Consider the following 24,647-nt stretch of genomic DNA (forward strand, 5'->3'; position numbering starts at 1 on the left):
TCAATAACCTATTTGTTAATTTTTGTTCATACATGAGGAAAAAAGACTTAATATAAAGAGTGCACCTAAAAATGTTAGATACATATAACATTTTTAGGTGCATTTTAGCTAAAGGCTATCTATTTCTTTATTATCATTGTTTTACTATAAGCCACAGTTCCTAAATAGAACATTCCATAGGCTAAGTAATACACAATAAGTGTAATTATAGTTGGAATAATTATTGAATCGCCCAGCAATGATTTTAATATTCTCATAGCAAATAAATTATGTGTAGTGCCTAATAATACTGGGAGTAAAAATATTATACTAGTTTGTTTTAATAGAATTTTCTTTATGTGGCTATTATTAGCGCCAATCTTTTTTAGGGCAACGTATCTTTCTTTGTTATCATAGATATTAGATATTTGTTTGAACAATATTAAACTGCCCGTTGCAATTATAAATAATATTGATAACACAATTCCTATGAAGAAGAGCATTCCTAAAACCTTATATCCACTACTGTAGGTGTATGCATAGGAAGAAAGTTTTACTTTATTAGCATCGGCTATTTTGCTTATGCTTTTACTTAGCTCAAAGGAATTCTTCCTATCTTTAACATCTATACATCTTAAGTTTTTTAGTCCTTCTATTTTACCTAAGGATGAATATACACTGTCTTTAACTACAACGATGGTTCCGCTAATTAACTCATTTGTTAACATTTCAGAATAGGACTTTTTTATTTTAAATGTTCTTTCTCCTTCTGAAAAAATTAAAGGTTCATCTAGATTAGTTTCAAATAATGCTGTCATGGAGGAATCTTCAATTAAATACACATCCTCTTCACTAGGAAGATTTTCATATTCTCTATTTTCATAGTCCATAAGTCTTTTATAGTTGCTTTCAGATAATACCTCAAAGTTCTGTTCGTCACGAGAGCTTTTACCTACACTTAAAAATGTATTAACATAAGATCCTTTTACTAGTTTGAATTCAATGTTATCATTAAATAAAATTTCTTCATTATAGTCTTTTAGAACATTATCTACTTCATTTTTTATAGTATCTGAACTTTGGACAATTATATTGCTAAACTTGTATTTTTCGCTCATAGTCTTTTGAAAGTCATAATAGAAAGAAGAAGTTGTACCAAGGGCTGTAACACAAACGGCTATGAGTATAGTTACTGTGGTCAATATGTCCGCATTACTTTTAACCTTATAAGCTATTTCAGATAATGAAATCATATTGCTTCCTTTGAAGTAAAAGTTTTGGAATTTCTTTAAACCTTTTAATAACAAAGGTAAAGCTGATTTATAGAATAGTTTTGTACCTATTATAACTATCACTAATATAATAATTAAAAGGTCTAGTCTTCCAACGGTGGTTTTAGAGCTTAATGATATTCCATAACCTACAGTTATTAAAAGTATGCCAAGTATTCCTTTAACTACGGATATTTTAGCTAAACTATCAACTTCCTTTTCTTTTTTAAATAATCTAACTAGAGGAATTTTTTTAATTACCATATAGTTTTCTATGGAGAGTATCACTGTTATGGCAAAGAAAACTAAAAATGTTTGTATAATAGCCTTAAGATTGAAATTTAAGTGGATTATTATATCTATTCCCATTAATCTAACTAAAAGCATCATAAGCAGTTTTGAAAATATAAATCCTAAAATTATGCCGCCTATTACACCAAGTAGTCCTAATATAAAGCCTTCATATATGAAGATCAACCCTATTTTCTTTTTTGTTATTCCCAGTAAATTATATAACCCTATTTCTTGTCTTCTTTTTTCTCTAAAGAAGGTGTTAGCGTTGTATATGAATATGAAGGCAAAGAATACTACCACTATTGAAGATATTATTAACCCACTTGCTATTGAACCGGCAGCCTTTAAAATATCTTCATTATATCTAATGGAATTGAAGGTGAAAAATATAAAAGCACTAAATAGTATGGAGATAAAATATAATAAATAGTTTTTAAAGTTTCTTTTTATGTTATTATATGAAATTTTATATATGCTCATATTTTATACACCTCCAACCAATGATAGTGTATCAAGAATTTTTTTGTGAAACTCTTCTCTACTTCCACCTTTTCTTAATTCTGAGAATATAACTCCATCTTTAATAAATATAATTCTATTGCAGTAGCTTGCACTAAATGGATCGTGGGTAACCATCATTAAAGTTGCCTTCATTTCTTCGTTAACTTTCTTAAAGGTTTCTAAAAGTACCCTTGCAGCCTTTGAGTCTAGAGCCCCTGTAGGTTCATCTGCAAGAATTAATGAGGGGTTGGTTATCATGGCTCTACATACAGCAGCTCTTTGCTTTTGCCCCCCTGAAACTTCATAAGGATATTTATCTAAAGTTTCATGAATCCCAAGTAAATTAGCTAATTTCTCAGCTTCATTATTCATTGTTTTAGCTTTTGTATTACTTAAAGATAGGGGAAGAATTATGTTTTCTCTTATGGTTAAAGTATCTAAAAGATTACTATCTTGAAATACAAATCCTAAATGCTCTCTTCTAAAATCACACATTTTTTCATCGCTTAATTTATTAACCTCCTTGCCATCGATAAGCACTTTGCCTGAGCTTTGGCTATCTATGGTAGATATTATATTTAAAAGGGTAGTCTTTCCTGAACCAGAGGCTCCCATTATTCCTACAAATTCTCCTTTATTCATGGTGAAACTTACACCTTTTAAAGCATCTACTTTAGTATCACCTTTTCCATATGTCTTTTTTATATTTTCAACAACTAATGCGTTACTCATTTGTAACTACCTCCTCGTAAGTCTTATACCCTTATTATAAGTTCCATATGTATTTAGTACCTTTCAATAGTATAACAATACTCCATAGAAATGTAACAAAATTGTTATATTACTTGTTATAGTATTGCTTATTGTTATATTGCTTGAAGAGATTTGTTATAATCTAAGTATATTATTTTTGTAGATAGACGGCTATAAATGTTTATAGGTAATTTAAACTACATTACTACATGGAATTTTAAGAGGTGAAAAAATGTTTAAAATTATGGTAATTGAAGACGATGAGGGATTAAAGGAACAAATATGTTCAAGGATTGATCAGTGGGGGTATGAGGCTATTCCTAATAAGGATTTTCATGACATAATAGGAGAATTTAATACCTGTTCTCCCCATTTATTATTATTAGATATAAATTTACCAATTAAAAATGGTTTTAACATATGTGAGGAGATTAGAAAAATTTCAGAGATTCCTATTATATTTATCTCTTCAAGAAATTCAAACATGGATATAATTACAGGTATTAATCTAGGTGCTGACGATTTTATTCAGAAGCCTTTTTCTTTAGACGTTTTAATTGCAAAAATTGAAGGGCTTTTAAGAAGAGTATATAAATTTACGGAGAATTCTTCTACATTGATGGCACATAGAGGGGTTATACTGGACTTGTCAAAGTCATGCATTACGTATAATGATAATACAATATCCCTTACCAGCAATGAAATAAAAATTGTTTATGAACTTATGAAAAATAAAGGTCATGTAATTTCAAGAGATAAGCTTATGGAGAGATTATGGAATGTATCTTGGTTTGTGGATGATAGTACACTTACGGTTAATATTAACAGAATAAGAGCGAAGCTTAAAACCATAGGTTTAGAAGATTTTATAGAAACAAAACGAGGGCAAGGATACTTAATTGGTGAATAGATATGAAGTTTTTAGATTTATTAAAGGATAAAATACCTTTTTTTATATATAACTTAGCATTGTTTTTAATTATGGCAACCGTAATATACTTATCTCCAAATAAAGCCATAGCCGTAGATACCATAGGTTATATAGGGCTATTTCAATTATTTTTTATGACAATTTTTATATGCATTAGCATATTTCATAAAAAGAAATTCATAAGCAACATAGAAGAGGGCATGAGCAATTCAGATTTTAATGAAGTGAATTTCTTTAATAAGAATAATGAGGAAGCATATTATTATAGGACTATAAAGGCATACTACGAAAAGTTAGATGATTTCATGTATGAAAAGGAAAAGGAATATAATGAAAATCTTGATTTAATTACGGTATGGGGACACGATATAAAAACTCCAATTTCAGTTATAAAGCTTTTGTGTGAGAACTATGAAGTAAATAAAAATCCAGAGCTTATAGACTCTATACCAAGAGAGCTTTTTAAAATAGAGGATGGAGTTAATAAAATGCTCAACCTTACTAGAATAAATAACTTTGAAAAGGACTTTTTCATTGAAAAAATTGATTTAGAGGATATAGTTTTTAATATTGTAAAGAAACATACAAAGTATTTTATATCTAAGAAAATAAAACTTGAAATTAATATAGAGAAAGTAAGTGTTCTCTCAGATGTAAAATGGCTCTCATTTATAATAGAGCAAATTATAAATAATTCCCTTAAGTATACAGATAATAACGGAAACATATCTATAAAGGGAGTTAAAGGGGATTCTTGTTATTTATTAAAAATTAGGGACGATGGAGTTGGAATAAAGACAGAAGATCTTCCTAGAATTTTTCAAAAAGGCTTTACTGGTACTAACGGAAGAGAGAACTTAAATTCCACAGGTATTGGACTATATTTAAGCCAGCAAGTAATTAAAAAGATCGGACACAATATTTGTGTTAAATCGGAATATGGGTCCTATACTGAAGTGGTTTTAGAATTTAATAATGAGGAAATAAGGTAAACAACTATTTATATAATGAATATTCAGAATTATAGACGCTTTATAGACAATGAACCTTTATAATGTAGGTAATGACAATATTTATTCAGAATTTATTTAAAATTTATTCAGAAAAATAAATATAGTAGTAAGAGGTGGTTATAAAGTGGATACGAAAAATTACTCAACACCTGCAGAAATTGCTGCTACAACGGTGGAAACAGGAATAAAAAAGTCAAAGCTTTCATCTTCACATCAACTAATTTTAGGAATTTTAGCAGGAGTATTTATTGCATTTGCATCTGAAGGATCTAATATGGCTGCATTTAATTTGTTCGAAAGGCCTGAAACCTATGGACTTGGAAAGGTTTTAGCTGGGGCAGTTTTTGGTACAGGACTTATGTTGGTTGTTCTAGCAGGAGGGGAATTATTTACAGGAAATACGTTGATTATTATGAGCGTTTTAGAAAAAAAGGTAAAATTAAGAGAAATGCTAAGAAACTGGGGTACTGTATATATAGGAAATTTAATAGGATCTTTATTAATAGCTTTTATGATGGTACAATCAGGACTATTTAATAGTGGAGCAAATGCCCTTGGTGGACAAACTATTAAAATTGCTTCCTATAAAGTAGAATTATCTTTTATATCTGCATTATGTTTAGGAATTATGGCCAATTGGCTTGTTTGCTTGGCGGTATGGCTAGCTTATGGAGCGAAAGATATGATAGGAAAGATGTTTGGAATATTCTTTCCAATATGGCTTTTTATTACTTCAGGTTTTGAACATAGCATTGCTAATATGTATTATATACCTGCAGGAATATTAGCAAAATCAAATGCTAATTGGGCTGCTGCATCACATCTTTCATCAGAAAAATTAGCTAATTTGAATTGGAATACTTTTATATTTAATAATTTACTACCTGTAACCATTGGAAATATAATTGGTGGAGCGATATTTGTAGGATTTATATACTGGTTTGTTTATCTAAAAGGTAATACATCATCAGGAATGAAGCAGAAATTAGAAAATGAAATTAAAATAAAAAAAGCATTATCAAGTGATTCTTAGCTTCAGATGGAGTTTGCTTAAAAGGAATACGTACTCCAACTGAAACTTAGAAGAACTTATCCAGGGACGTAGCATCCGTTATGCGTAGAAGATGGGAGTATTACGGATGGTAGTCATCGGATAAAATTATGTGAAAAAATGCGTAGTACATAGAATTAACATTCTTGAACTAACGCATTTTTTATATTATCTAATTTAATAATTAAATTCTTAAAATGGGAAAACTATAGTTAGTTAAAATATTGTATAATTAATGTTAGCATATGTAGAAAGGACAGTGTATCAATGTACAAAGTATTTATTGTTGAAGATGATAGGTCTATATCTGAATTATTAGTAAGTCATTTAGAAAAGTATGGTATTGAATGTGCTGAATGCATTGATTTTAATAATATTATTGATGAATTTATAAAAATTGACCCCCATATTGTGCTGATGGATGTTAATCTACCAAAATATGATGGATTTTATTGGTGTAGAAAGTTAAGACAGATATCAAAATGTCCTATTATATTTATTTCAGCAAGAAGTGGAGATATGGATCAAATATTTGCTATTGAAAATGGTGCAGATGATTATATTACAAAGCCTTTTTCTTTTGATATTGTGGTTGCAAAGATAAATGCAAATTTAAGGAGAGCATACGGAGACTATGCTAAAAATCAAAAGGAGAGAATTTTAAAAAAGGCAGGAGTAATATTTTATTTTGATAGTCTTATTCTTGAAAATGAGGACAAAAAAGTTATGCTAAGTAAAAAGGAAGCTATACTTGCAGCTATTTTATTAGAAAATTCTCCAAAAGTTTTAAGTCGTGAGAGTTTACTTTCTAAGCTATGGGATGATGAAAGCTTTGTAGAAGAAAATACGTTAAATGTAAATGTAGCAAGACTTCGTAAAAAATTTAGTGAAATCCATGCTAAAATAGAAATTGAAGCAGTAAGAGGACTTGGATATAGGCTAATTGAGGTGTAAAAATGAAATTATTTTTGAAAGATAACTTACCTATTATTATTTTATATATAATTAACTTTATAGTTTTAGTATTTTTTTATAATAAATTAGGTGGTTTTGAACAAAGCATTGGATATTTTGTTTTTCTAAGCTTATTCCTTCTTATTTGTTTTCTAATATATAGATATATATCAAATAGTCAAATTTATAAAAAGCTTTCACAAAAACCGGAAAACTTTGAAAACATAATAACTATAGATGCACATTCCCCCTTAGAAGAAGCTTTTTTAAAAACTATGCAGGAATATATGAGACTTTATAATAAAAAGATAAATTCTATGGAGAATTCTCAAAAAGAATATAAGATAATGCTAAATAATTGGGTTCATCAAATAAAGACTCCAGTTTCAGTTATAAATTTACTTGTACAGAATAATTATGAAAATGAAGTTTTTCAGAAAGTGTTACTGGAAACAAAAAGAATAGATTACAACCTTTTGCAAATACTTACGTTTTTACGAATAGATGATTTTGAAAAGGATATGAAAATTGAAAGAGTAAATTTAAAATCAATTGTTTTAGAAGTTGTAAATGATCTAAAGGAATTTTTTATTGCTAAATCAGTATTCCCAAAGGTATCCATATCACAGGATTTAAGAATTAATACGGATAAAAAGTGGATAAAATATGCTATATATCAAATTATAAATAATGGGATAAAATATAGTACAAAGGGTAAAAATGTTTATATTAATGCCTTTGAAGAGAAGGGTATGATTGTATTTGAAGTCCTAAATGAAGGTATAGGAATCAAGAAAAGTGATATAAATAGGATTTTTGATTTATTTTTTACTGGTGATAATGGACGTATTTTTGGAGAATCTACGGGAGTAGGATTGTATATTGTTAAAAAGATATTGGATATACTAGAACATAAAATTACTGTAAAATCACAGCCTGGAGAGCAGACTGCATTTTATATATATTTTAAGCCTTGATACTTTCAAGGCTTTTTTATTTGAGTTTTATCCGATGACTAGCATCCGTAATACTCCCATCTTCTACAAGTGATAGTTCTTATGCTGTGCATAACGGATGCTACGTCCCTGGATAAGTTCTTCTAAGCTTCAGTTGGAGTAAGTATTCCTTTTAAGCAAACTCCATCTGAAGCTAAGAATCACTTGATTACTGCTAAGAATCACTTCATTACAAAAATGTAATAAAAGTGAAATATTAATGAATTGTTCAAACTAGGCCTTTAAAGTAGTATTAAAATATCAAAGAAAACAAAGGAGGTCTTCGCATTATGAAGAAAATAAATAAAGTTTTAAGCAGTTTAATATTATGTTTTGCCATAATTACAATAGTATCAGGATGTGGTAAGTCTAATTTAAAGGATAGGGAAGTGGAAAAATTACAGTCTAATTTAATCACTATAGCTGAAGAAAATAGCGGAAAATATTTTGGTAAGAAATTAAATACAAAGGATTTTGATATTTCTTTTGCAAGAGAAGTAAAAGAAGATGAGTATGAGGATATTAAATCCCTTGATGGGGTAAAAAATGTTTATATGATTGGTCATTTTAATGGTAAGCCATCGGATATAATTGAGTTCAACTTAATCTATGATGTGGAAAGTAAAAAAATAGTTAAATTTGGACTTAAAACTTTAAAAGATGACCATATAGTTTATGCAAATTTGAAGGAGTAATGAAAAAGATAAATTAAGTAATAAAATGTGAAAGATTAAGGGAGAATTGATATACATGAGCATATTAGAAGTAAAAAATATTGAAAAAATCTATAGTGGGAAAATAAATTATACTGCATTAAATGGTATAAGTTTTAATATGGAAGAGGGAGAGTTTGTCGCTATCATGGGGCCTTCAGGAAGTGGGAAAACTACTTTTTTAAACTGTGTATCTACAATTGATTCTCCTACAGGAGGAGAAATTATAATAAATAATAAAAAGCCACATGAACTAAAGGATGATAACCTTGCAAAATTTAGAAGACAAGAGCTAGGATTTGTCTTTCAAGATTTTAATTTAGTAAATACCTTAACAGTAGAGGAGAATATTATTTTACCCCTAACTCTAGATAGTGTTTCCAAAAGGGTTATGAAACAGAGGGTGAAAAGTGTAAGTGAATTGTTAGGAATCGAAGGTTTGTTAGAAAAACGTACCTTTGAAATATCAGGTGGTCAGGCACAAAGAGTGGCAATCGCTAGAGCAATAATTCATGAGCCATCTCTTTTGCTGGCAGATGAGCCAACGGGTAATCTTGATTCTAAGGCTGTTAAAGATGTAATGGAACTTTTTGTTTCAATTAATAAGACCCTTAACACTACTATTCTCATGGTTACTCATGATGCCTATGTGGCCAGCTTTTGCAGTAGAGTAATTTTTATTAAAGACGGAAAACTATATAACGAAATTCACTCAGGAGACAGTAAAAGTGAGTTTTATGGAAAGATTATTGATATGCTAAGTTTCCTAGGGGGTGGCAGAGATGACACTAAATAAACTTGCATTAAATAATGTATTGAGAGATAAATGGACGTATTTTGCTTATTTTTTAAGCAGTGTATTTTCGATTTTTATATTCTTTTGCTTTTCAGTTTCAATGTTTCATCCAGATTTAAATATTATACAAAATGGTTCTGCTCTTTCAATGGCAATGATGGTAGGAAGTATCATGATTTATATCTTTTCATTTATGTTTATTTCGTATTCAATAAGAGCTTTTATGAAATCCCGTGAAAAAACTTTAGGGCTTTTTATAATAATGGGGGCATCAAAAAAACAGTTAAATAGGATGATATTTAAAGAAAATATGGTTATTGCTATTGCGGCAATAATAACAGCAATCATATTTGGAATTGTGTTTTCACCTTTATTTTTAATGATTGGTAAAAAGATAATGATGATCGAAGGATTTGCTATGTATATGCCAATTAAAGCTATAGTTTTAACCTTTGTAATGTTTTTTATATTATTTTTTATTATTTCACTTATTTCTCCTATTTTTATTCGTAAAAATAAGGTTATAAATATGTTGAAGGCAGATAAAAGAGATGAAAAAGACATGGTGTCTTCGCCCTTAGTTATAATAATTGGATTATTAATAATTATAGGCTTTGTGTTTATATTTAATTTTTATAATAAGATCACCTTATTAAAGAATTTTATAGATTCAACTATAGGCACTATGTCAATGTTTGCAGCTATTTTAGCTTTACTATATATTTTATATACACAGTTGCCAATTTTAATAATAGCAATTGTAAAGAAGAAAAGATTATATCTCCGTAGAACAAATATGATTATAATTGCTGATATTAAAGCAAAGCTTCGTTCTAATGTAAAAATAATGTACCTTGTCACAATTTTATTTACAGGAGCTTTTTACTCAATTGTTATGCTTTATGCTGCAAATGCAGATGTAGAAAGAGCTACAAAAGAGAACTATCCTTATAGCTATACTTATGTTTCACTTAGCAATAATAACTATGAAAAGCAGCATATAAAATTCATTAGAGATAATATAAAGGATAAAAGTGGTTATAAAGAATACGCATTTACAGTAAGGTATAAAGAGGAAACTGATAGAAGTGCTACTATAATGTCTGAAAGTGAATACAATAATGCTATAAAAGCTATTGGTGGTACTCCAATTTCATTGAAGAGCAATGAAATATATATAGTAAGTGGCTCATCTAAAACTATGGCAAGCCACAACATAAATGAGCACATACAGAATGTTTTAGAAAAACAGGGGGTTACTCTAAAGGTATTGGGAGTAAGTAAGGAAAATGTAACACCAGAGGGGTATTTTAGCAAAATAAATGTACTAAAGGATGAAATAGCAGCCAGCTTTGATAAAAAAGAAGGTTTTGATACTATAAAGGTTTATGGATTCAATATTGATAATTGGAAAGAAGAAGGAGAGACTACAGAGCATTTAATGTCAAATATAAAAGGTGATAATGAATATAAGTTTGGATTTTTTAGCGCCCAAAACCTTTATGAAACAGAAAAAAATTCTAAAAATCTTATGTTTTATGTAGGTTTTTTTATAAGTGTAATTTTTGTAATAGCGGCATCCAGTATGATTTATTTTAAACTTTTTACAGAACTTGAAAAAGAATGTGTAAAATTTAAAGGCATTGTAAAAATTGGACTTTCGAAGAGAGAGCTTTCAAATATTATATCAACACAGATTTTTATTCTTATGTTTGTTCCATTTTTACTGGCTATAACCTTGCTTTTCGCTGGAACATGGTTTTGGGGCAATGTAATAAAATCATATTTTACCGTTGCGTTATTATGCTCGTTGATTTTCCTTATTATTCAAATTTCAGGATATATTATGGTGAATTCAAAATATAAAAAAGCTGTATTCAAAAAAGTTATTTCCTGAAGTGGATAGAGTAAATAAAGTATATAAAATATATGAAGCATATGAAGCATAGAAAGTAATAATATCAGTATTTCAGATAATAAACCAATAATATAGGTCTTATCTGAAATACTGATATTTTAATCTCTAAATTTATTGATAACTGTCCCTATATAATATTGATAAGTATTGCTATATGGATATAATATAAATGAGGATGTGATATTGTGGAAGATTTCGGTAATATAAATATATTGGTGGTTGAAGATGATAAAGAGATAAACAATTTAATAAAAGCTGCATTAAATAAAGAGGGATTTAATGTAGTACAAGCCTTTGATGGAATGGATGGCTTTGCAAAATATAAATCTATGAATTTCAGTATTGCAATTTTAGATATAATGCTCCCTTATGTGGATGGTATGGAGATTATGAAAAAAATAAGAGAGGAAAGTGTAATTCCAATCATCATATTATCTGCTAAAGGAGAAGAGTGTGACAGAATAACAGGCCTTGGATTTGGAGCTGATGATTACATAGTAAAACCTTTCTTTGTAGGAGAGTTGGTAGCTAGAGTAAAATCCAACCTTAGAAGATATATTAGTTTTCACAAAAATCAGGAAGAAGTGAGTACACTTAAAAAAGGAAATATAACCCTAGATTTTAATGATTATTGTGCTTATAAAGAGGGAGAAAGGATAGTACTTACTGCAAAAGAGTTTGAATTGCTAAAATTGTTTTTTACAAATCCCAAGAGGGTATTTACAAAGATGCAGATATTTGAAAGTGTATGGAATGAAGACTATATGGGAGATGACAATACTGTAATGGTTCATATAAGAAGGCTTAGAAATAAAATAGAAAACAATCCAAATAAACCTGAATATATACTGACAGTATGGGGGATTGGGTATAAATTAGGTGATGTAGAATGAGTGAGAAAATATTAATAGGTATAATAATAATTTTAGTGATGATTATTATAAATTTGAATAAGAAGATATATAGTATTTCTCAGATAATAAAAAATATTGGACAAGGAAATTATAATCAAAGAGTAAGAATGCAAAATGGAAATAAATATCTAAATGATTTAATAGAAAATATAAATTATGTAGTAGATAAATTTCAAAATACAATGAAGTTAAACAAAGAATATGAAGAGGAAAGAAAAAAGATGATATCAAATATATCTCATGATTTGAGAACACCACTTACATCTCTATTGGGATATATAGAATTTATAAAGGATAATAAAAATTTAAGTGAAGAACAAAAGGAAGAATACATAGACATAATTGAAAGCAAGGGAAATAATTTAAGAAATTTAATGAATGAATTTTTTCGCTTGTCTAAGTTGGACTCAAAGGATACTAACCTTGATATTAAAAAAATTAATTTATCAGAAGTTATAAGGCAAAATATAATTTTACTTTATAATGATTTCAGCAATAAGGAAATAGAACCTGTGATAAATTTACCGCCAAAAGATGTGTATGCCATGGGAGACAAGGAAGCGGTGGAGAGAATTTTAAATAATCTTATATCTAATGCCATTAAATATGGATATGAAGGAAAAAATATAGGCATTAATTTAAAATGTAATAAAGAAAATGTAGAAGTAACTGTATGGGATGAAGGTAAAGGGATACCAAAGGAAGACTTATCATTAATATTTGAAAGATTATATACATTAGAAAAGTCTAGAAATAAAAGTTTTCAAGGAAGTGGCTTAGGACTTACTATAGTTAAAAAGCTTATAGAAATGCAGAATGGAACTATAACTGTAAAAAGCACTCCTTATAAAAAAACTGAATTTATATTTACTCTACCTACCAGTTAAGAAACATGTAAGAAATATGTAAAGGTTGTGTAAGGACTATGCTCTATACTTATAGCATAGTTCTTTTTAGTTTGAAAATTTTAGGAGAGGTGATTTTGTGGAACAATTACTTAGAACTTATGATTTAACTAAAACCTACAAAAATGTAAATGTAGTAGATAAGTTAAATATAAATGTAGCCAGGGGAGACATTTATGGGTTTCTTGGGAAAAATGGAGCAGGAAAAACCACAACTATAAAAATGATTATGGGACTTTCAAAGGTTACCAGTGGGGAAATAGAGATATTTGGAAGTAAAGTATTAGATGACAAGTATCATGGAAGAATAGGCTCCTTAATAGATTATCCAGGTTTTTATTTAAATCTTACAGGGGAAGAAAATTTAGAGATACATAGGAGAATGATGGGATTTGCAGGAAAGGATAGTATAAATAAAGCTTTAGAAATGGTTGGGCTTAAAAATATAAGAGGAAAAAAAGTTAAGCATTTCTCCTTAGGAATGAAACAGAGGTTAGGAATTGCAAGGGCGCTTTTGCATCATCCTGAATTTTTAATATTAGATGAGCCAACAAATGGACTAGACCCCATTGGAATAAGAGAGATAAGGGAACTTATTATAAATTTAAATAAACAGTATGGAATAACAATGCTTATCTCCAGCCATATATTAAGTGAAATACAGCTTTTAGCTACAAAAATAGGCATAATACACAAAGGAAGGCTTCTTGAAGAGATAAGGTATGATGAACTCCAACAGAGGAATAGACATTATATTCAATTGAAAGTGGACAATGATAAAAAAGCTTCATTTATACTGGAAGAAAAGCTTGGAATAAATGACTATGTAATATGGGAAGATGGGTTAATAAGAGTATACGAGAAGTTAAGTGAAGGGTGGAACATAAATAAAACCTTAGTATCCAGCGATGTAAAAGTCGATGAGATATATGTAACTATAGACAATTTGGAGGATTACTTCATAAGATTAACAGGAGGAGACAGCGATGTATAATGGGGTTTATTGCGAATTTCTAAAGTTAAAAAGATCCCCTATTATTTTTGCATTAATAATAGGAGCAGTAATTGAGCCACTACTCATGCTGATGGTGGAAATATATTTAAGGCGTAGAGGACATATATTACAGTGGGATATATATATGATAAATACACAACTTATGACATTCTTAATTGCAGGATTAATAGTTTTTACTTTGGTAGCTTCTTATATTTATTCTAGAGAGTTTGCAGAAAAGGTTGAATATACTGCATATTCATATCCATTAAGTAAAACTAAAATTTTTATATGTAAATTAATAACTGTGTTTGGCTGCATTGCTTTCGTATATGCGTTGCAATTTATAACAATTCTTATTACAGGGATTATTATAGATCATGGACCTTTAGAAAAGGACTTTTTAATATTAAGTATAAAAATATACGGCTACTCCATGTTATTTCAATTTGCTATAGCACCTTTAGGAATACTTATAGCAAGCGTAAGTAGAAATTCAATAGTACCAATGATTTATAGCATTATAGGGACTATAGCCGTTTTTGCTATAGAAAGGTTTGGGAAAGATAATACATATTTTCCTCTATCTTATCCAGTTATGCCTATCCTGTCAGCTATTAGAAATGATATGAAGATAGTTATAAATAGTCATTCTATAATAATTGCAGTAATGTTTTTTATAATAACCTCTGCACTTTGTATAATTTATTATAAAAAAAGTGATATTGCTAGATAGTATAAAAAATACACAGTAAAATCATCAACTTTTTGAAAGTATGAACTAATAAAGAAAGGGGAGAATACTTTGGAAATATTAAGAACTGAAAATCTTACAAAAACTTATGGAATGGGTGATACAAAGGTCACTGCATTGGATAATTTAAATTTGAGAATAAGAAAAGGACAATTTGTTTCAATAATTGGATCAAGTGGATCAGGAAAATCTACACTCCTGCATATGTTAGGGGGAGTGGATCGACCTACAAAAGGAAAAATATATATTGAAGGCACTGATATTTCATCAATGGATGAAACTAATTTAGCTTTATTTCGTCGACGAAAAGTGGGACTAATCTATCAGTTTTACAATCTTATTCCAACATTAAATGTAGAAAAAAATATATTATTACCTATGCTGTTAGATGGTGTAAAACCTAAAAAAGAACAGTTTGATGAGATTGTAAAAATGCTTGGTTTAAAGGAAAGGCTTAATCATCTACCAAATCAACTTTCAGGAGGTCAGCAACAAAGGGTTGCTATAGGACGATCATTAATTTATAAACCGTCTATTATTCTAGCAGATGAACCTACTGGAAATCTTGACAGAAGAAATTCAGAAGCCACTCTTGAGATGTTAAAGCTTTCAAATAAAGAGTACAATCAGACCATTATATTGATTACCCATGACGAAAAAATTGCATTATCAGCAGATAGAGTGATTACAATTGATGATGGCAGAATTGTGTCAGATGAGGTGATTAAGTGATGAAAATTATGACCGAATATACATTTAATCATGTGAAAAAGAATAAAAGGCATACAGTTTCTATACTGATTGCTATTACAATTGCTTCCGCATTGTTATGTTCACTAGGTATACTTCTACATTCTAGATGGGAAGCAAAAGTAACCTCAACAATTGAAAAGACAGGTTATTGGCATGGAGAATTATGGCACGATATATCTGGTGATAAATTAAAATATGTCACAGAAAATCCTGAAGTTGAAACCACCATGATTAAAGGAACGTGGGTTACTGCTAAACTTTCCAATACAAAACGCCCCTATCTATTAATGAGAGATGCAGATACAAATTTTTGGTCGGACATGGGTTTGAAAAATACTCTTACGAAAGGTAGACTGCCTAAAGAGCCTGGAGAAATTGTTGTGGCAAAATTATTCTTCTTGGAGAATCCTTCCTATAAAATTGGTGATAAGTTCACTCTTCCCATAGGTAATCGTATGTTGGATAGTAAACTAATTCCAACTCAATCTGCCAAACAATCAAAACAATTAGGCGAGACTTTTGAGACAACAGGAACTAAGACATATACCATAGTTGGAGAATTAGATATTTCTAGTACTTCTGCATACCCCGGATATATGGCCATGGGATACTTGGATACTTCACAAATTCAACCTGAAGATGAACTTACGGTTTATATGCGTATGGTGAAACCTCGTAAAATCTATGAAACATTACCGCAGATTGCAAAATCTACGGGATTAACTAAAGATGAATATGGACAGTATGGAGTTAAGTATAATACCCATCTATTAAATCTATATGGGATTAGCGATAAAAGTGATACAAACATTCAACTCATTATACTACTAGTAATGGTAATAACAATGATTTTATTAGTTATGGGGGCATTTATTCTTATTATCTATAATGCATTTTCTTTATCTGCTAACAGCAGGATTAAGGAGCTAAGTATTCTAAAAAGTTTAGGAGCAACTCCAAGGCAAATTAGGTATTCTGTTCTCTATGAAGGACTTTTGCTCTGGATTATTCAATTGCCAATTGGTATCATGATAGGATATCTATTTAGTCATATGGTGTTTTCTAAAGTTAATGAAATTCTTATTGCTATAGAAGATTATAGGAATATATATGTTTCCTTTTCATGGGTAGTAGTTGTTTTTTCTATCATCATCTCATTGATTACCGTTTTAGTTTCAGCATATATTCCAGCAAGAAAAGTGGCGAAAGTATCAGCTATTGATGGGATACGTCAGAATAGCAAGAATAGTGCTAGAGTAAAATTTAAAAAACAAAAATTCCACTTAAAAAACAAAAAAATATTTGGCATAGAAGGTGAACTAGCAAGCGCACAATTTTCAGCTAACAAAAGGACTTTACGTACGGCTATCCTATCCCTTTCAATGTGTTTTATCTTAGTAACGGGGTATATTAACATTATAGCCATCTACAATTTAGCTAATTCTAAGAATGAAATACCTAAACATGATATGGAGGTTAATCTAGATATTATTGATGAACCAAGTGATGAGATGATAAATGAAGTTATTTCCCTGCCTGAAGTTAGGGAGAGTACCATTAGAAGACAGGTACGTACCTCAACCTATGTAACATCAGAACAGGAGTCAGATGTTTTTGCTGAATCTGGAGGGTTTGATAAGATAAACACACTAAAATATAATGTGTTGAATGAAGATGGAAAGCATAGAATTATAGTAAATTTAGTTGGATTAAGCGATAAATCATTTGAAAAGTATTGTGAAGAAATTGGTACTGATGCTGAGGCATATTATCAAGATGGTGTGACAACAGGAGTATTGTTAGATAGCACATATCATATGCCAGATAATTCAAAAGTTGTGCAAAAAATACCATTATTGAATATAAAAGAAGGAGATCAGCTAGTTTTATATGAAAAAGCAGAAAATTATATGAATACAAATTATAAATTTAATGTTCAAGTGGGCCATGTTACAGAGATTTCTCCTGGTGACCTAAGAGGGGGTGGATACAGCTTAGACTTTATAATTCCTATGAAAACTTATGAGCAAATAGTTAGTAATTTTATACCAGAGCGTATGCGTGAATACAGTATTATGTCAATTGATTTATTAGTCGGTGATGAGGCTAGTCCGCGTGTGAAGGAAAAACTAACACAGATTTGTAGTTCTTATCTTGGATCCGATGATTTTAGTATATGGACTCTATTGGAAGACAAGAATCGTGAAGAACTGGTTCAAAAAGCCGTAGGTATTAGTGTTTTTGCTGTAGCCTTATTGATTGGGTTAATTGGTATTTTTAATGCTTTTTCTACCATTTCCAATAATCTTAGACTACGCAGAAGAGAATTTGCTATGCTTCGGTCAATAGGATTAACACCAAAGGGATTAAATAAAATGTTGATGCTAGAAGGTTTGTTCTTCGCATTAACACCGATTATTGTTAGTATCCCAATAGTATTATTTATTTGTTGGTTTATGTTAAGATTAACGCCAGTCACATGGTCTGAGTTTATATCTGTTTTTCCAGCTGGACCAATTTTAACCTATGCTACCCTTATAATTGTATCTATATTTTTGGCGTATGGGGTTTCTTCAACATCCGTTAAAAAAAGTAATGTAGTAGAAGCAATCAAAGACGAAATAGTATAATACTAGAGTCTGTTGTAAAAGCCGGTAACTTGATAGGAATTAAATCCATCATCTACCGGTTTTTGTTATTACTTAATACTTTCAATTTTATATTAAGAAAAACATTATATGAAGATAATAGCAAAGAATTATAGTTGGAATAAATGATAATTTTAGTATATAATTTGGTTAGGTGATGATTATGAAACAATTAACATTATATGCATTGATAGGTGGATCCAATGTAATCATAGATTTTACAATATTAAATATCCTTTGGAAGATAACTGGCATATATAAGGGATGTATTAATATTTTGTTCAAAGCAATATCTTTTATCGCTTATTCCATCAATGGATACCATTGGAATAAAAAATATACCTTTAAGGGTGAAGGGTCTTATTTGAAATTTACATCTGTTATGGGTATAGCCGCTATGTTAAACGCAATAATATTATCTATAATGTCTAATAAAAATATTTTAGGAATATCTCAGGTGCTTTGGGCTAATATATCGGCTCTAACTGCATCTATAAGTACTGGAATAGGAAGTTTTTTTATAAATAAATTTTATATATTTAAGAAATAAATTTTATATATTTATGTTTTATAAGAAAATTACACAAAAAGAAAGGAGCATTTATGAATATTCTTGTTACATTAGACTCTAATTATATTAAGCAATTGATTATTATGATTTACTCTATATTAAAATCTAATCCTGATGTGAACCTTAATGTATATATTGCTCATAAAGAATTAACAGAGGAGGATTTTAATAATATAGAATCACATTTAGATAAAGAAAGATGTAAAATTATATCTGTAAAAGTTACGGATGAAGTGCTAACAGATGCGCCTGTTACTAAACGTTATCCAAGAGAAATGTATTTTAGAATATTTGCGGCGCAATTTCTTCCAAAGAATTTAGATAGAATTTTGTATCTAGATCCAGATTTGGTTGTTATTAATTCTCTTGAAGAACTTTATTATATGGATTTTGAAGACAATTATTATATTGCTGCTTCTCACGTTGAGAAGGGGATGCGAAAGTTAAATGAGTTTCGTCTAGATATGGAAAAGGATGCTCATTACATTAACTCAGGTGTGATGCTAATGAATTTAAAACTCCTTAGAGAGAAGCAGGATATAGTCAGCGTTTTTGACTATATTGAAAAGAATAAAAATCTTTTATTGCTTCCTGACCAAGATGTTTTAAGTGGATTATATGGAGGGAAAACTAAAATTGTAGATTCTCTTATTTATAACCTTAGTGATAGATACTTAAAACTATATAATATAAAGCCTAAAAATTTTGATAAAAGAATAAATGTACAGTGGGTAAGGGAAAATAGTGTTATTATCCATTACTGTGGAAGAAATAAGCCTTGGAAGGATAACTACGTTGGAGAGCTAGGTATATTTTATAAAGAATATGATGAAATGGTATATGGAGATAATATATAGATTTATATATGAATGTTAATAAGGAGATATATATGAAACATATAACTTTTGAAGATATAAAAAAGAATAAAGAATTTCAAACCTATATTGAAAAAGGCGATGAATTGCTTGGAGTCTTGGGATTCACTGAGCATTCCTTTGTTCATGCAGGAAGGGTTTCTTATACTGCAGCTAGTATATTGGCTGATTTAGGATATGGCGAAAGAGAAAGAGAGCTTGGGAAAATAGCTGGATATATTCATGACATTGGTAACATGATTAATAGAATTGATCATGCTCAAACAGGTGCTATATTAGCCTTTAATATTTTAACAAGGATGGAAATGCCTCCTGAAGAAATCGCTACAATAGTTTCTGCCATTGGAAATCACGATGAAGGTACAGGTCAGCCTGTAAATACGGTGTCAGCAGCATTGATATTAGCGGATAAAACTGATGTTAGAAGAAGCAGAGTAAGAAACAGAGATTTTGCTACTTTTGACATTCACGATCGCGTAAACTATGCAGTTGAGGATGCAAAGGTTAAAGTTGATAGTGAAAAAAGAATTGTTTTATTGGAGATGAAGATTGACATTACTATTTCTTCTCTAATGGAGTATTTTGAGATATTTTTAAATCGTATGATGATGTGCAGAAAGGCAGCAGATTTTTTAGGGGCTAAGTTTGAATTGGTTATAAATGGCACGAAGTTACTATAAGTATCAAAACTTAATAGACTATAAAGAATTAACTTTATAATGTAAATATATATATGCGTTAGTAGAGAGAACCAATATCTTGAACTAACGCATTTTTTATATTAACGTGAGAAAGATAAATGTATTGATGAGAAAAGAGTTTTCCTCGTTGACAATATCAAATAGTACATATTATAATAAAGTTGTGACCACATGGTCATGAAAGGAGAGGGAAATGGTGTTAAAAAATTTTTTAGCATTACCTATTGATAAACAGGAAGAAATTATTAATGCTTGTATTAAAGAATTTTCTACTTATGGATATGATGGAGCGTCTACTAATCGAATAATTAATAGTGCTGGAATTTCAAAAGGAGTATTGTTTAAATACTTTTCAAATAAAGAAAATTTATTTATATATATATCAGAAAAAGTTGTAGAGAAAGTAATCAGTAGGATAGATATTGAGGGAAGTGATATTCCAGAAGATTTTTTTGATGCACTTAAATTTTTTGCTCTTAAGGAAATACACGTGCTAACAAAGGAGCCTTATCTTTTAAATTTTTTTCAATGGATTAGAAAACATCCTGAGCATCCTATATACAGTAAGATTTTAAAAGACTATGAAGAAAAACAGCAGATAATTTATGCAGAAATGATTAGTAAAATAAATACAAATCAGATTCGTAAAGAATTCACACTAGAAGAAATAATGAAGGTAGTACAATGGGTTTTAGAGGGCTTTAATGAAGAGGTAAGGTTGTCAACTTCTAATGAAATGAATAATTTACAGGATATTATGCCAAGGCTAGAGGTGTATTTTAATATTTTAAAAAAAGGTATTTATGAATAGGTGTGCCTCTAGTGAACTTTATGGGGAGGGGAAAGAATGATAGCCAGTGTTAACAAAACGAAAATATACTACGAGATCAAAGGAGAAGGAACTCCTTTGATATTTATACCTGGACTAGGAGCAACTCATACAATGTATAAGCCACAGGTTGATTTTTTTTCTAAAGAGTATAAAACTATTGTTTTAGATTTGAGAGGTACAGGAAAATCTGGAGAGTTAAATGCGCCAATTAAAAAAGGACTCGAAACTCAATCAAAGGATGTAGCGGATTTAATGAATCAGCTAAATGTTAAGAAAGCAGTATTCATAGGGGTTTCTTACGGAGGCGTATTAACACAAAAATTTTATTCTTTATTTCCTGAAAAGGTAATGGGTATGGTGATAGTGGATAGTTTTACCCATACACATCCTAAAAGTATTAAAGAATTTTTCAATAAAGTAAACTCATATAATATTTTAGCCTATTATTTACCTAAAAAATTCTTATCTAAAGAGCTGAGAAAATATTATGAAAAACGCTGGGGAAAATTAGTAGGAGAAGAGATGGGAAAAATAATTTTAGAAATGAGGACATGGGAGACCGTAAAACAAAGATTGGAGATAAATAGTATTGATTATAGACATGTTCTTCAAAACGTGAATGTACCAGTATTAGGTATTGTGGGAGATCATACTAAAATGGGAGTTGAATTTATGAAAAGTATAATAGATGAAATTCCTCATGAAAAGTTAGAAATATTTGAAGATTCATTTGATCCTAGCAATCTATGTAAATCAGAATTATTTAATAACACCGTAAATGAGTTTTTGGTTAAAAATAAATTACTTTATTCTAATAAACGAGCTCCCTAGAGTAATTTTGAGTTATTGCTAGTAAGTATAATATATTGTGTTTTTCAGCCCACATCTTAATTGGATGTGGGCTATTTAATGTCTTTAAGAGGATACTTAAAATATGATAATATATATATTTAGATTTAAAATGAATAAATAATCAAAGAGGGTACCGAAAAATTTTCATAATATCGTAATGTATATGCAGGAGGTGTAGGGATGACCAAGCTTCTCAGTATTTTTAAGAGAAAAAAGACATTAGAAGAACGAGTGAAGGATATACAAAGGGGCAACGAAGAGGATAAAAATGATTTAATTGAAGAGTATATCCCTTTTGTAAAAAAAGTAATTAGCAATCAATTAGGACAATATGTTGAAATAGAAAATAATGATAACTTTAGTATAGGGTTGATAGCATTCAATGAGGCTATTGAAAAGTACGATGAAAAAAGAGGTAATTTTTTAACTTTTGCTGCTATGGTAATAAAGAGTAGGGTAATAGACCAACTTCGAAGTAAAGCTAGAAGACCAAAGGAAGTTTATATTAGTCAGTTAAAATGTGATGATGAAGATGATAGTTATCACGAAAATATTATGGCTGTAGATGGCTTTGAAGGAAGAGTTGAAATTAGATTTGATATTAATACTCTAATTAAAGATATGGAAGGGTATGGAATTTCTTTAGAGGATTTGATAAAGGAAGCACCAAAACATAAAGATACTAGAATTATAGCTATAAGTGTTGGAAGGTACATATTTGAAAATGATGAATTAAAAGAAAAATTTTTAAAAACTAAAAACCTACCAACTAGTGATTTGATGAGGGAACTATGTATATCAAAAAAAGTTATACAAAGGAGTAGAAAGTTTATTATAGCAATAGTATTGATTTTAGAAAGTGACCTAGATACATTAAAGGAATATATTTTTTATAGCGAAGGGAGGGAGTTAAATGATATACAAAGGAACTATAATAGAAATTTGTCATGATAGCATAGTTGTAATGGCTGAAGATTGTACTTTCAAAAGAATAAAGAAAAGCCAGGGTTTACAAGAAGGAATGGAGATATATTTTGAAGAGAGAGACATTATTAAAAAGTCAAATTCTACTACTAAAGGTATCTCTGGGGTAGCAGCTGCTATTTTTATTTTTATAGCTACGTCTATTTATGCTTTATGCTTTTGGAATGAAAATTATAGATCAGTAGCTTTATTAGCTGTAGATATAAACCCTAGTGTTGAAATGAATATTAATAAAAATTATCGTGTAATACAAATTTTAGCTCTTAATGAAGAAGCTTCGAAGCTTCCCCTTGAAAGCTTAAAAAACTACTCAGTGACAGATGCTTTAGAGAAGATTGTAGAAATGGCAGAGGCAGAAGGATATATTAAAAAAGATGAATCAAATCATGTATTGGTGACCTCAGTAGAATTAAAAAGCAATAATGAAAGTAATGAAGACTTAGATCAACTTCTAATAGAAGGAAAGGAAAAAATAGAGAAGGTATCTAATGAGAGAGGGCAACAGGTTGAAGTTGTTACAATAAAATCAGATAGAGAAACATTAAATGAAGCAAAAAAAGAACATATTTCAGTGGGAAAGATGGAGATTTATAAAAAAACAAAAGATGAGAATGAAAAACAAGATAAGAAAGAAGTAAAGAGATTAAAAGATAAAAAGGTAAAAGAACTTATAAAGCAAGCCGAAAAAAATGAAAAAATTAAAAGGATTAATAGCAATAATAATAATAAAGTTAATAAAGAGAAGTCTGTAAAAGAAGATAAGAAAAACAGTAAGGATAAAAAAGATAAGAAAGAGAAAGATTCAATTAAGGAAGATAAATACATAGAAAAACACGAGAAAAAAAATAAGGATAAAGCTAAAGATAAAGAAAAAAACAAAGATAAAAAATCAGAGGAGCCCTAGTTCGTAGGATTCATCACTGGAAAAATGACGAAAAATTAATAAATATTTCATGTGGGGTACCTAAAAAATTTAAGCAATCGTAATTATATAGTACAAAATAAAAGGAGGTATAGTAAAATGAAAAAATGGCTAAGTGTATTAACTATCGCATGCTTGGTATTTGTACTGAGGGGCACTTCAGTAAGTGCCGCTACACCACCAGGCCTAGCTAAGAAGGGAGGGTTGCCACCAGGAATACAAAAACGATTTATAGAAGAGAAAAAAGAGAAAAAATATTCTACAGTAGTGAAAGATATAAACTTGGAAGAGAGAAGAATCACTATTGAAGATGGAACAGCAATTCTTAATTTGTTGGTTTCAGATAAAGCTAAAATAGAATTAAATAAGAAATCAGCAAAGCTTGAAGAGATAATGAAAAATGATAAAATTTTTATTAAATTAGATAAAAAAAATACCATCACTGAACTTAGGGCTACAAGAGGAGAAGAAACAGTACATAATATTGAAGGGACTATAACTAAAATTGATTACAATAACTTAGAATTTGAACTTCAAGAGGGTACAAAGATAACTTTATATAAAGTTAAAAGTAGCACACCTATAAAAATAGATGGTGAAACAAAAACTTTTAAAGACTTAGTAGTTGGAATGAAGATAAAAGCTTCTGCAACAGATAAAAATATACTTAGTATAGAAGCTAAGTCTTTACAAAAAAACATTTAAAGTATATTGCAAATTAACATGTAAACATACTCAATTATACTACGATTAAATTTATAAAAATATGGAAA

24 protein-coding genes are annotated in these 24,647 nt (G+C 29.4%); 22 read left to right on the forward strand and 2 right to left on the reverse strand.

The annotated features are described in order from the left end of the window. Window positions 1-119: 119 nt before the first annotated feature. Entirely contained in the window at window positions 120-2,024 is a 1,905-nt protein-coding gene (locus tag KQI86_RS09105) for an ABC transporter permease (RefSeq protein WP_216438960.1), read from the reverse strand. A gap of 3 nt (window positions 2,025-2,027) precedes the next feature. Next, window positions 2,028-2,777 carry an ABC transporter ATP-binding protein gene (locus KQI86_RS09110; protein ID WP_216438961.1) on the reverse strand — a complete coding sequence of 250 codons (750 nt, stop codon included), beginning with the start codon at window positions 2,775-2,777 and terminating at the stop codon, window positions 2,028-2,030. Window positions 2,778-3,030: 253 nt separating this feature from the next. On the opposite strand from KQI86_RS09110, the gene KQI86_RS09115 reads away from it, so the two are divergent. The 22 genes from KQI86_RS09115 (at window position 3,031) to KQI86_RS09220 (ending at window position 24,579) form a co-directional block, all read left to right on the forward strand. Beyond that, window positions 3,031-3,708, forward strand: coding sequence for a response regulator transcription factor (locus tag KQI86_RS09115; RefSeq protein WP_216438962.1), 678 nt, complete (start codon window positions 3,031-3,033; stop codon window positions 3,706-3,708). 2 nt (window positions 3,709-3,710) lie between these two features. After that, window positions 3,711-4,721, forward strand: a complete 1,011-nt coding sequence (locus KQI86_RS09120; RefSeq protein WP_216438963.1) for a sensor histidine kinase — start codon at window positions 3,711-3,713, stop codon at window positions 4,719-4,721. A gap of 145 nt (window positions 4,722-4,866) precedes the next feature. Then, complete coding sequence (locus tag KQI86_RS09125) at window positions 4,867-5,775, forward strand: formate/nitrite transporter family protein (protein ID WP_216438964.1); 909 nt, start codon at window positions 4,867-4,869, stop codon at window positions 5,773-5,775. 285 nt (window positions 5,776-6,060) lie between these two features. Next, window positions 6,061-6,747, forward strand: a complete 687-nt coding sequence (locus KQI86_RS09130; protein WP_216438965.1) for a response regulator transcription factor — start codon at window positions 6,061-6,063, stop codon at window positions 6,745-6,747. 2 nt (window positions 6,748-6,749) lie between these two features. Beyond that, on the forward strand, window positions 6,750-7,724 hold the full coding sequence (locus KQI86_RS09135) for a sensor histidine kinase (protein WP_246582729.1): 975 nt from the start codon (window positions 6,750-6,752) through the stop codon (window positions 7,722-7,724). 308 nt (window positions 7,725-8,032) lie between these two features. Next, a complete protein-coding gene (locus KQI86_RS09140) occupies window positions 8,033-8,437 on the forward strand; it encodes a hypothetical protein (protein WP_216438966.1) in 405 nt (134 codons plus the stop codon). Window positions 8,438-8,492: 55 nt separating this feature from the next. Continuing rightward, window positions 8,493-9,251, forward strand: coding sequence for an ABC transporter ATP-binding protein (locus KQI86_RS09145; RefSeq protein ID WP_216438967.1), 759 nt, complete (start codon window positions 8,493-8,495; stop codon window positions 9,249-9,251). Further along, on the forward strand, window positions 9,238-11,148 hold the full coding sequence (locus KQI86_RS09150) for an ABC transporter permease (RefSeq protein ID WP_216438968.1): 1,911 nt from the start codon (window positions 9,238-9,240) through the stop codon (window positions 11,146-11,148). Before KQI86_RS09145 ends, KQI86_RS09150 begins: the two co-directional genes overlap by 14 nt. Window positions 11,149-11,354: 206 nt before the next feature. Next, complete coding sequence (locus tag KQI86_RS09155) at window positions 11,355-12,062, forward strand: response regulator transcription factor (protein WP_216438969.1); 708 nt, start codon at window positions 11,355-11,357, stop codon at window positions 12,060-12,062. After that, window positions 12,059-12,970, forward strand: a complete 912-nt coding sequence (locus KQI86_RS09160; protein WP_216438970.1) for a sensor histidine kinase — start codon at window positions 12,059-12,061, stop codon at window positions 12,968-12,970. Before KQI86_RS09155 ends, KQI86_RS09160 begins: the two co-directional genes overlap by 4 nt. A gap of 97 nt (window positions 12,971-13,067) precedes the next feature. Then, window positions 13,068-13,982 carry an ABC transporter ATP-binding protein gene (locus tag KQI86_RS09165; RefSeq protein WP_216438971.1) on the forward strand — a complete coding sequence of 305 codons (915 nt, stop codon included), beginning with the start codon at window positions 13,068-13,070 and terminating at the stop codon, window positions 13,980-13,982. Continuing rightward, the gene (locus KQI86_RS09170; RefSeq protein WP_216438972.1) at window positions 13,975-14,718 is read left to right on the forward strand and encodes an ABC transporter permease; all 744 of its coding nucleotides are present in this window, start codon (window positions 13,975-13,977) and stop codon (window positions 14,716-14,718) included. Before KQI86_RS09165 ends, KQI86_RS09170 begins: the two co-directional genes overlap by 8 nt. Window positions 14,719-14,787: 69 nt before the next feature. Then, complete coding sequence (locus tag KQI86_RS09175) at window positions 14,788-15,468, forward strand: ABC transporter ATP-binding protein (RefSeq protein ID WP_216438973.1); 681 nt, start codon at window positions 14,788-14,790, stop codon at window positions 15,466-15,468. A gap of 8 nt (window positions 15,469-15,476) precedes the next feature. Beyond that, window positions 15,477-18,119, forward strand: a complete 2,643-nt coding sequence (locus KQI86_RS09180) for an ABC transporter permease (protein WP_246582730.1) — start codon at window positions 15,477-15,479, stop codon at window positions 18,117-18,119. Between the two features lie 181 nt (window positions 18,120-18,300). Continuing rightward, window positions 18,301-18,687 carry a GtrA family protein gene (locus tag KQI86_RS09185; RefSeq protein WP_246582731.1) on the forward strand — a complete coding sequence of 129 codons (387 nt, stop codon included), beginning with the start codon at window positions 18,301-18,303 and terminating at the stop codon, window positions 18,685-18,687. A 53-nt stretch (window positions 18,688-18,740) separates the two neighbouring features. Continuing rightward, the gene (locus tag KQI86_RS09190; protein WP_216438975.1) at window positions 18,741-19,565 is read left to right on the forward strand and encodes a glycosyltransferase family 8 protein; all 825 of its coding nucleotides are present in this window, start codon (window positions 18,741-18,743) and stop codon (window positions 19,563-19,565) included. 32 nt (window positions 19,566-19,597) lie between these two features. Then, on the forward strand, window positions 19,598-20,263 hold the full coding sequence (locus KQI86_RS09195) for an HD domain-containing protein (protein ID WP_216438976.1): 666 nt from the start codon (window positions 19,598-19,600) through the stop codon (window positions 20,261-20,263). A 214-nt stretch (window positions 20,264-20,477) separates the two neighbouring features. Next, window positions 20,478-21,095, forward strand: coding sequence for a TetR/AcrR family transcriptional regulator (locus tag KQI86_RS09200; RefSeq protein WP_216438977.1), 618 nt, complete (start codon window positions 20,478-20,480; stop codon window positions 21,093-21,095). A 36-nt stretch (window positions 21,096-21,131) separates the two neighbouring features. Then, window positions 21,132-21,947 carry an alpha/beta fold hydrolase gene (locus KQI86_RS09205; protein WP_216438978.1) on the forward strand — a complete coding sequence of 272 codons (816 nt, stop codon included), beginning with the start codon at window positions 21,132-21,134 and terminating at the stop codon, window positions 21,945-21,947. Window positions 21,948-22,148: 201 nt separating this feature from the next. Beyond that, window positions 22,149-22,919, forward strand: coding sequence for a sigma-70 family RNA polymerase sigma factor (locus tag KQI86_RS09210; protein ID WP_216438979.1), 771 nt, complete (start codon window positions 22,149-22,151; stop codon window positions 22,917-22,919). Further along, a complete protein-coding gene (locus KQI86_RS09215; RefSeq protein ID WP_216438980.1) occupies window positions 22,882-23,856 on the forward strand; it encodes an anti-sigma factor domain-containing protein in 975 nt (324 codons plus the stop codon). Before KQI86_RS09210 ends, KQI86_RS09215 begins: the two co-directional genes overlap by 38 nt. Before the next feature lie 117 nt (window positions 23,857-23,973). After that, entirely contained in the window at window positions 23,974-24,579 is a 606-nt protein-coding gene (locus KQI86_RS09220; protein ID WP_216438981.1) for a hypothetical protein, read from the forward strand. Window positions 24,580-24,647 lie beyond the last annotated feature (68 nt).

The sequence above is a fragment of the Clostridium mobile genome (genome assembly GCF_018918285.1).
GTDB classification, from domain to species: domain Bacteria; phylum Bacillota; class Clostridia; order Clostridiales; family Clostridiaceae; genus Clostridium_AW; species Clostridium_AW mobile.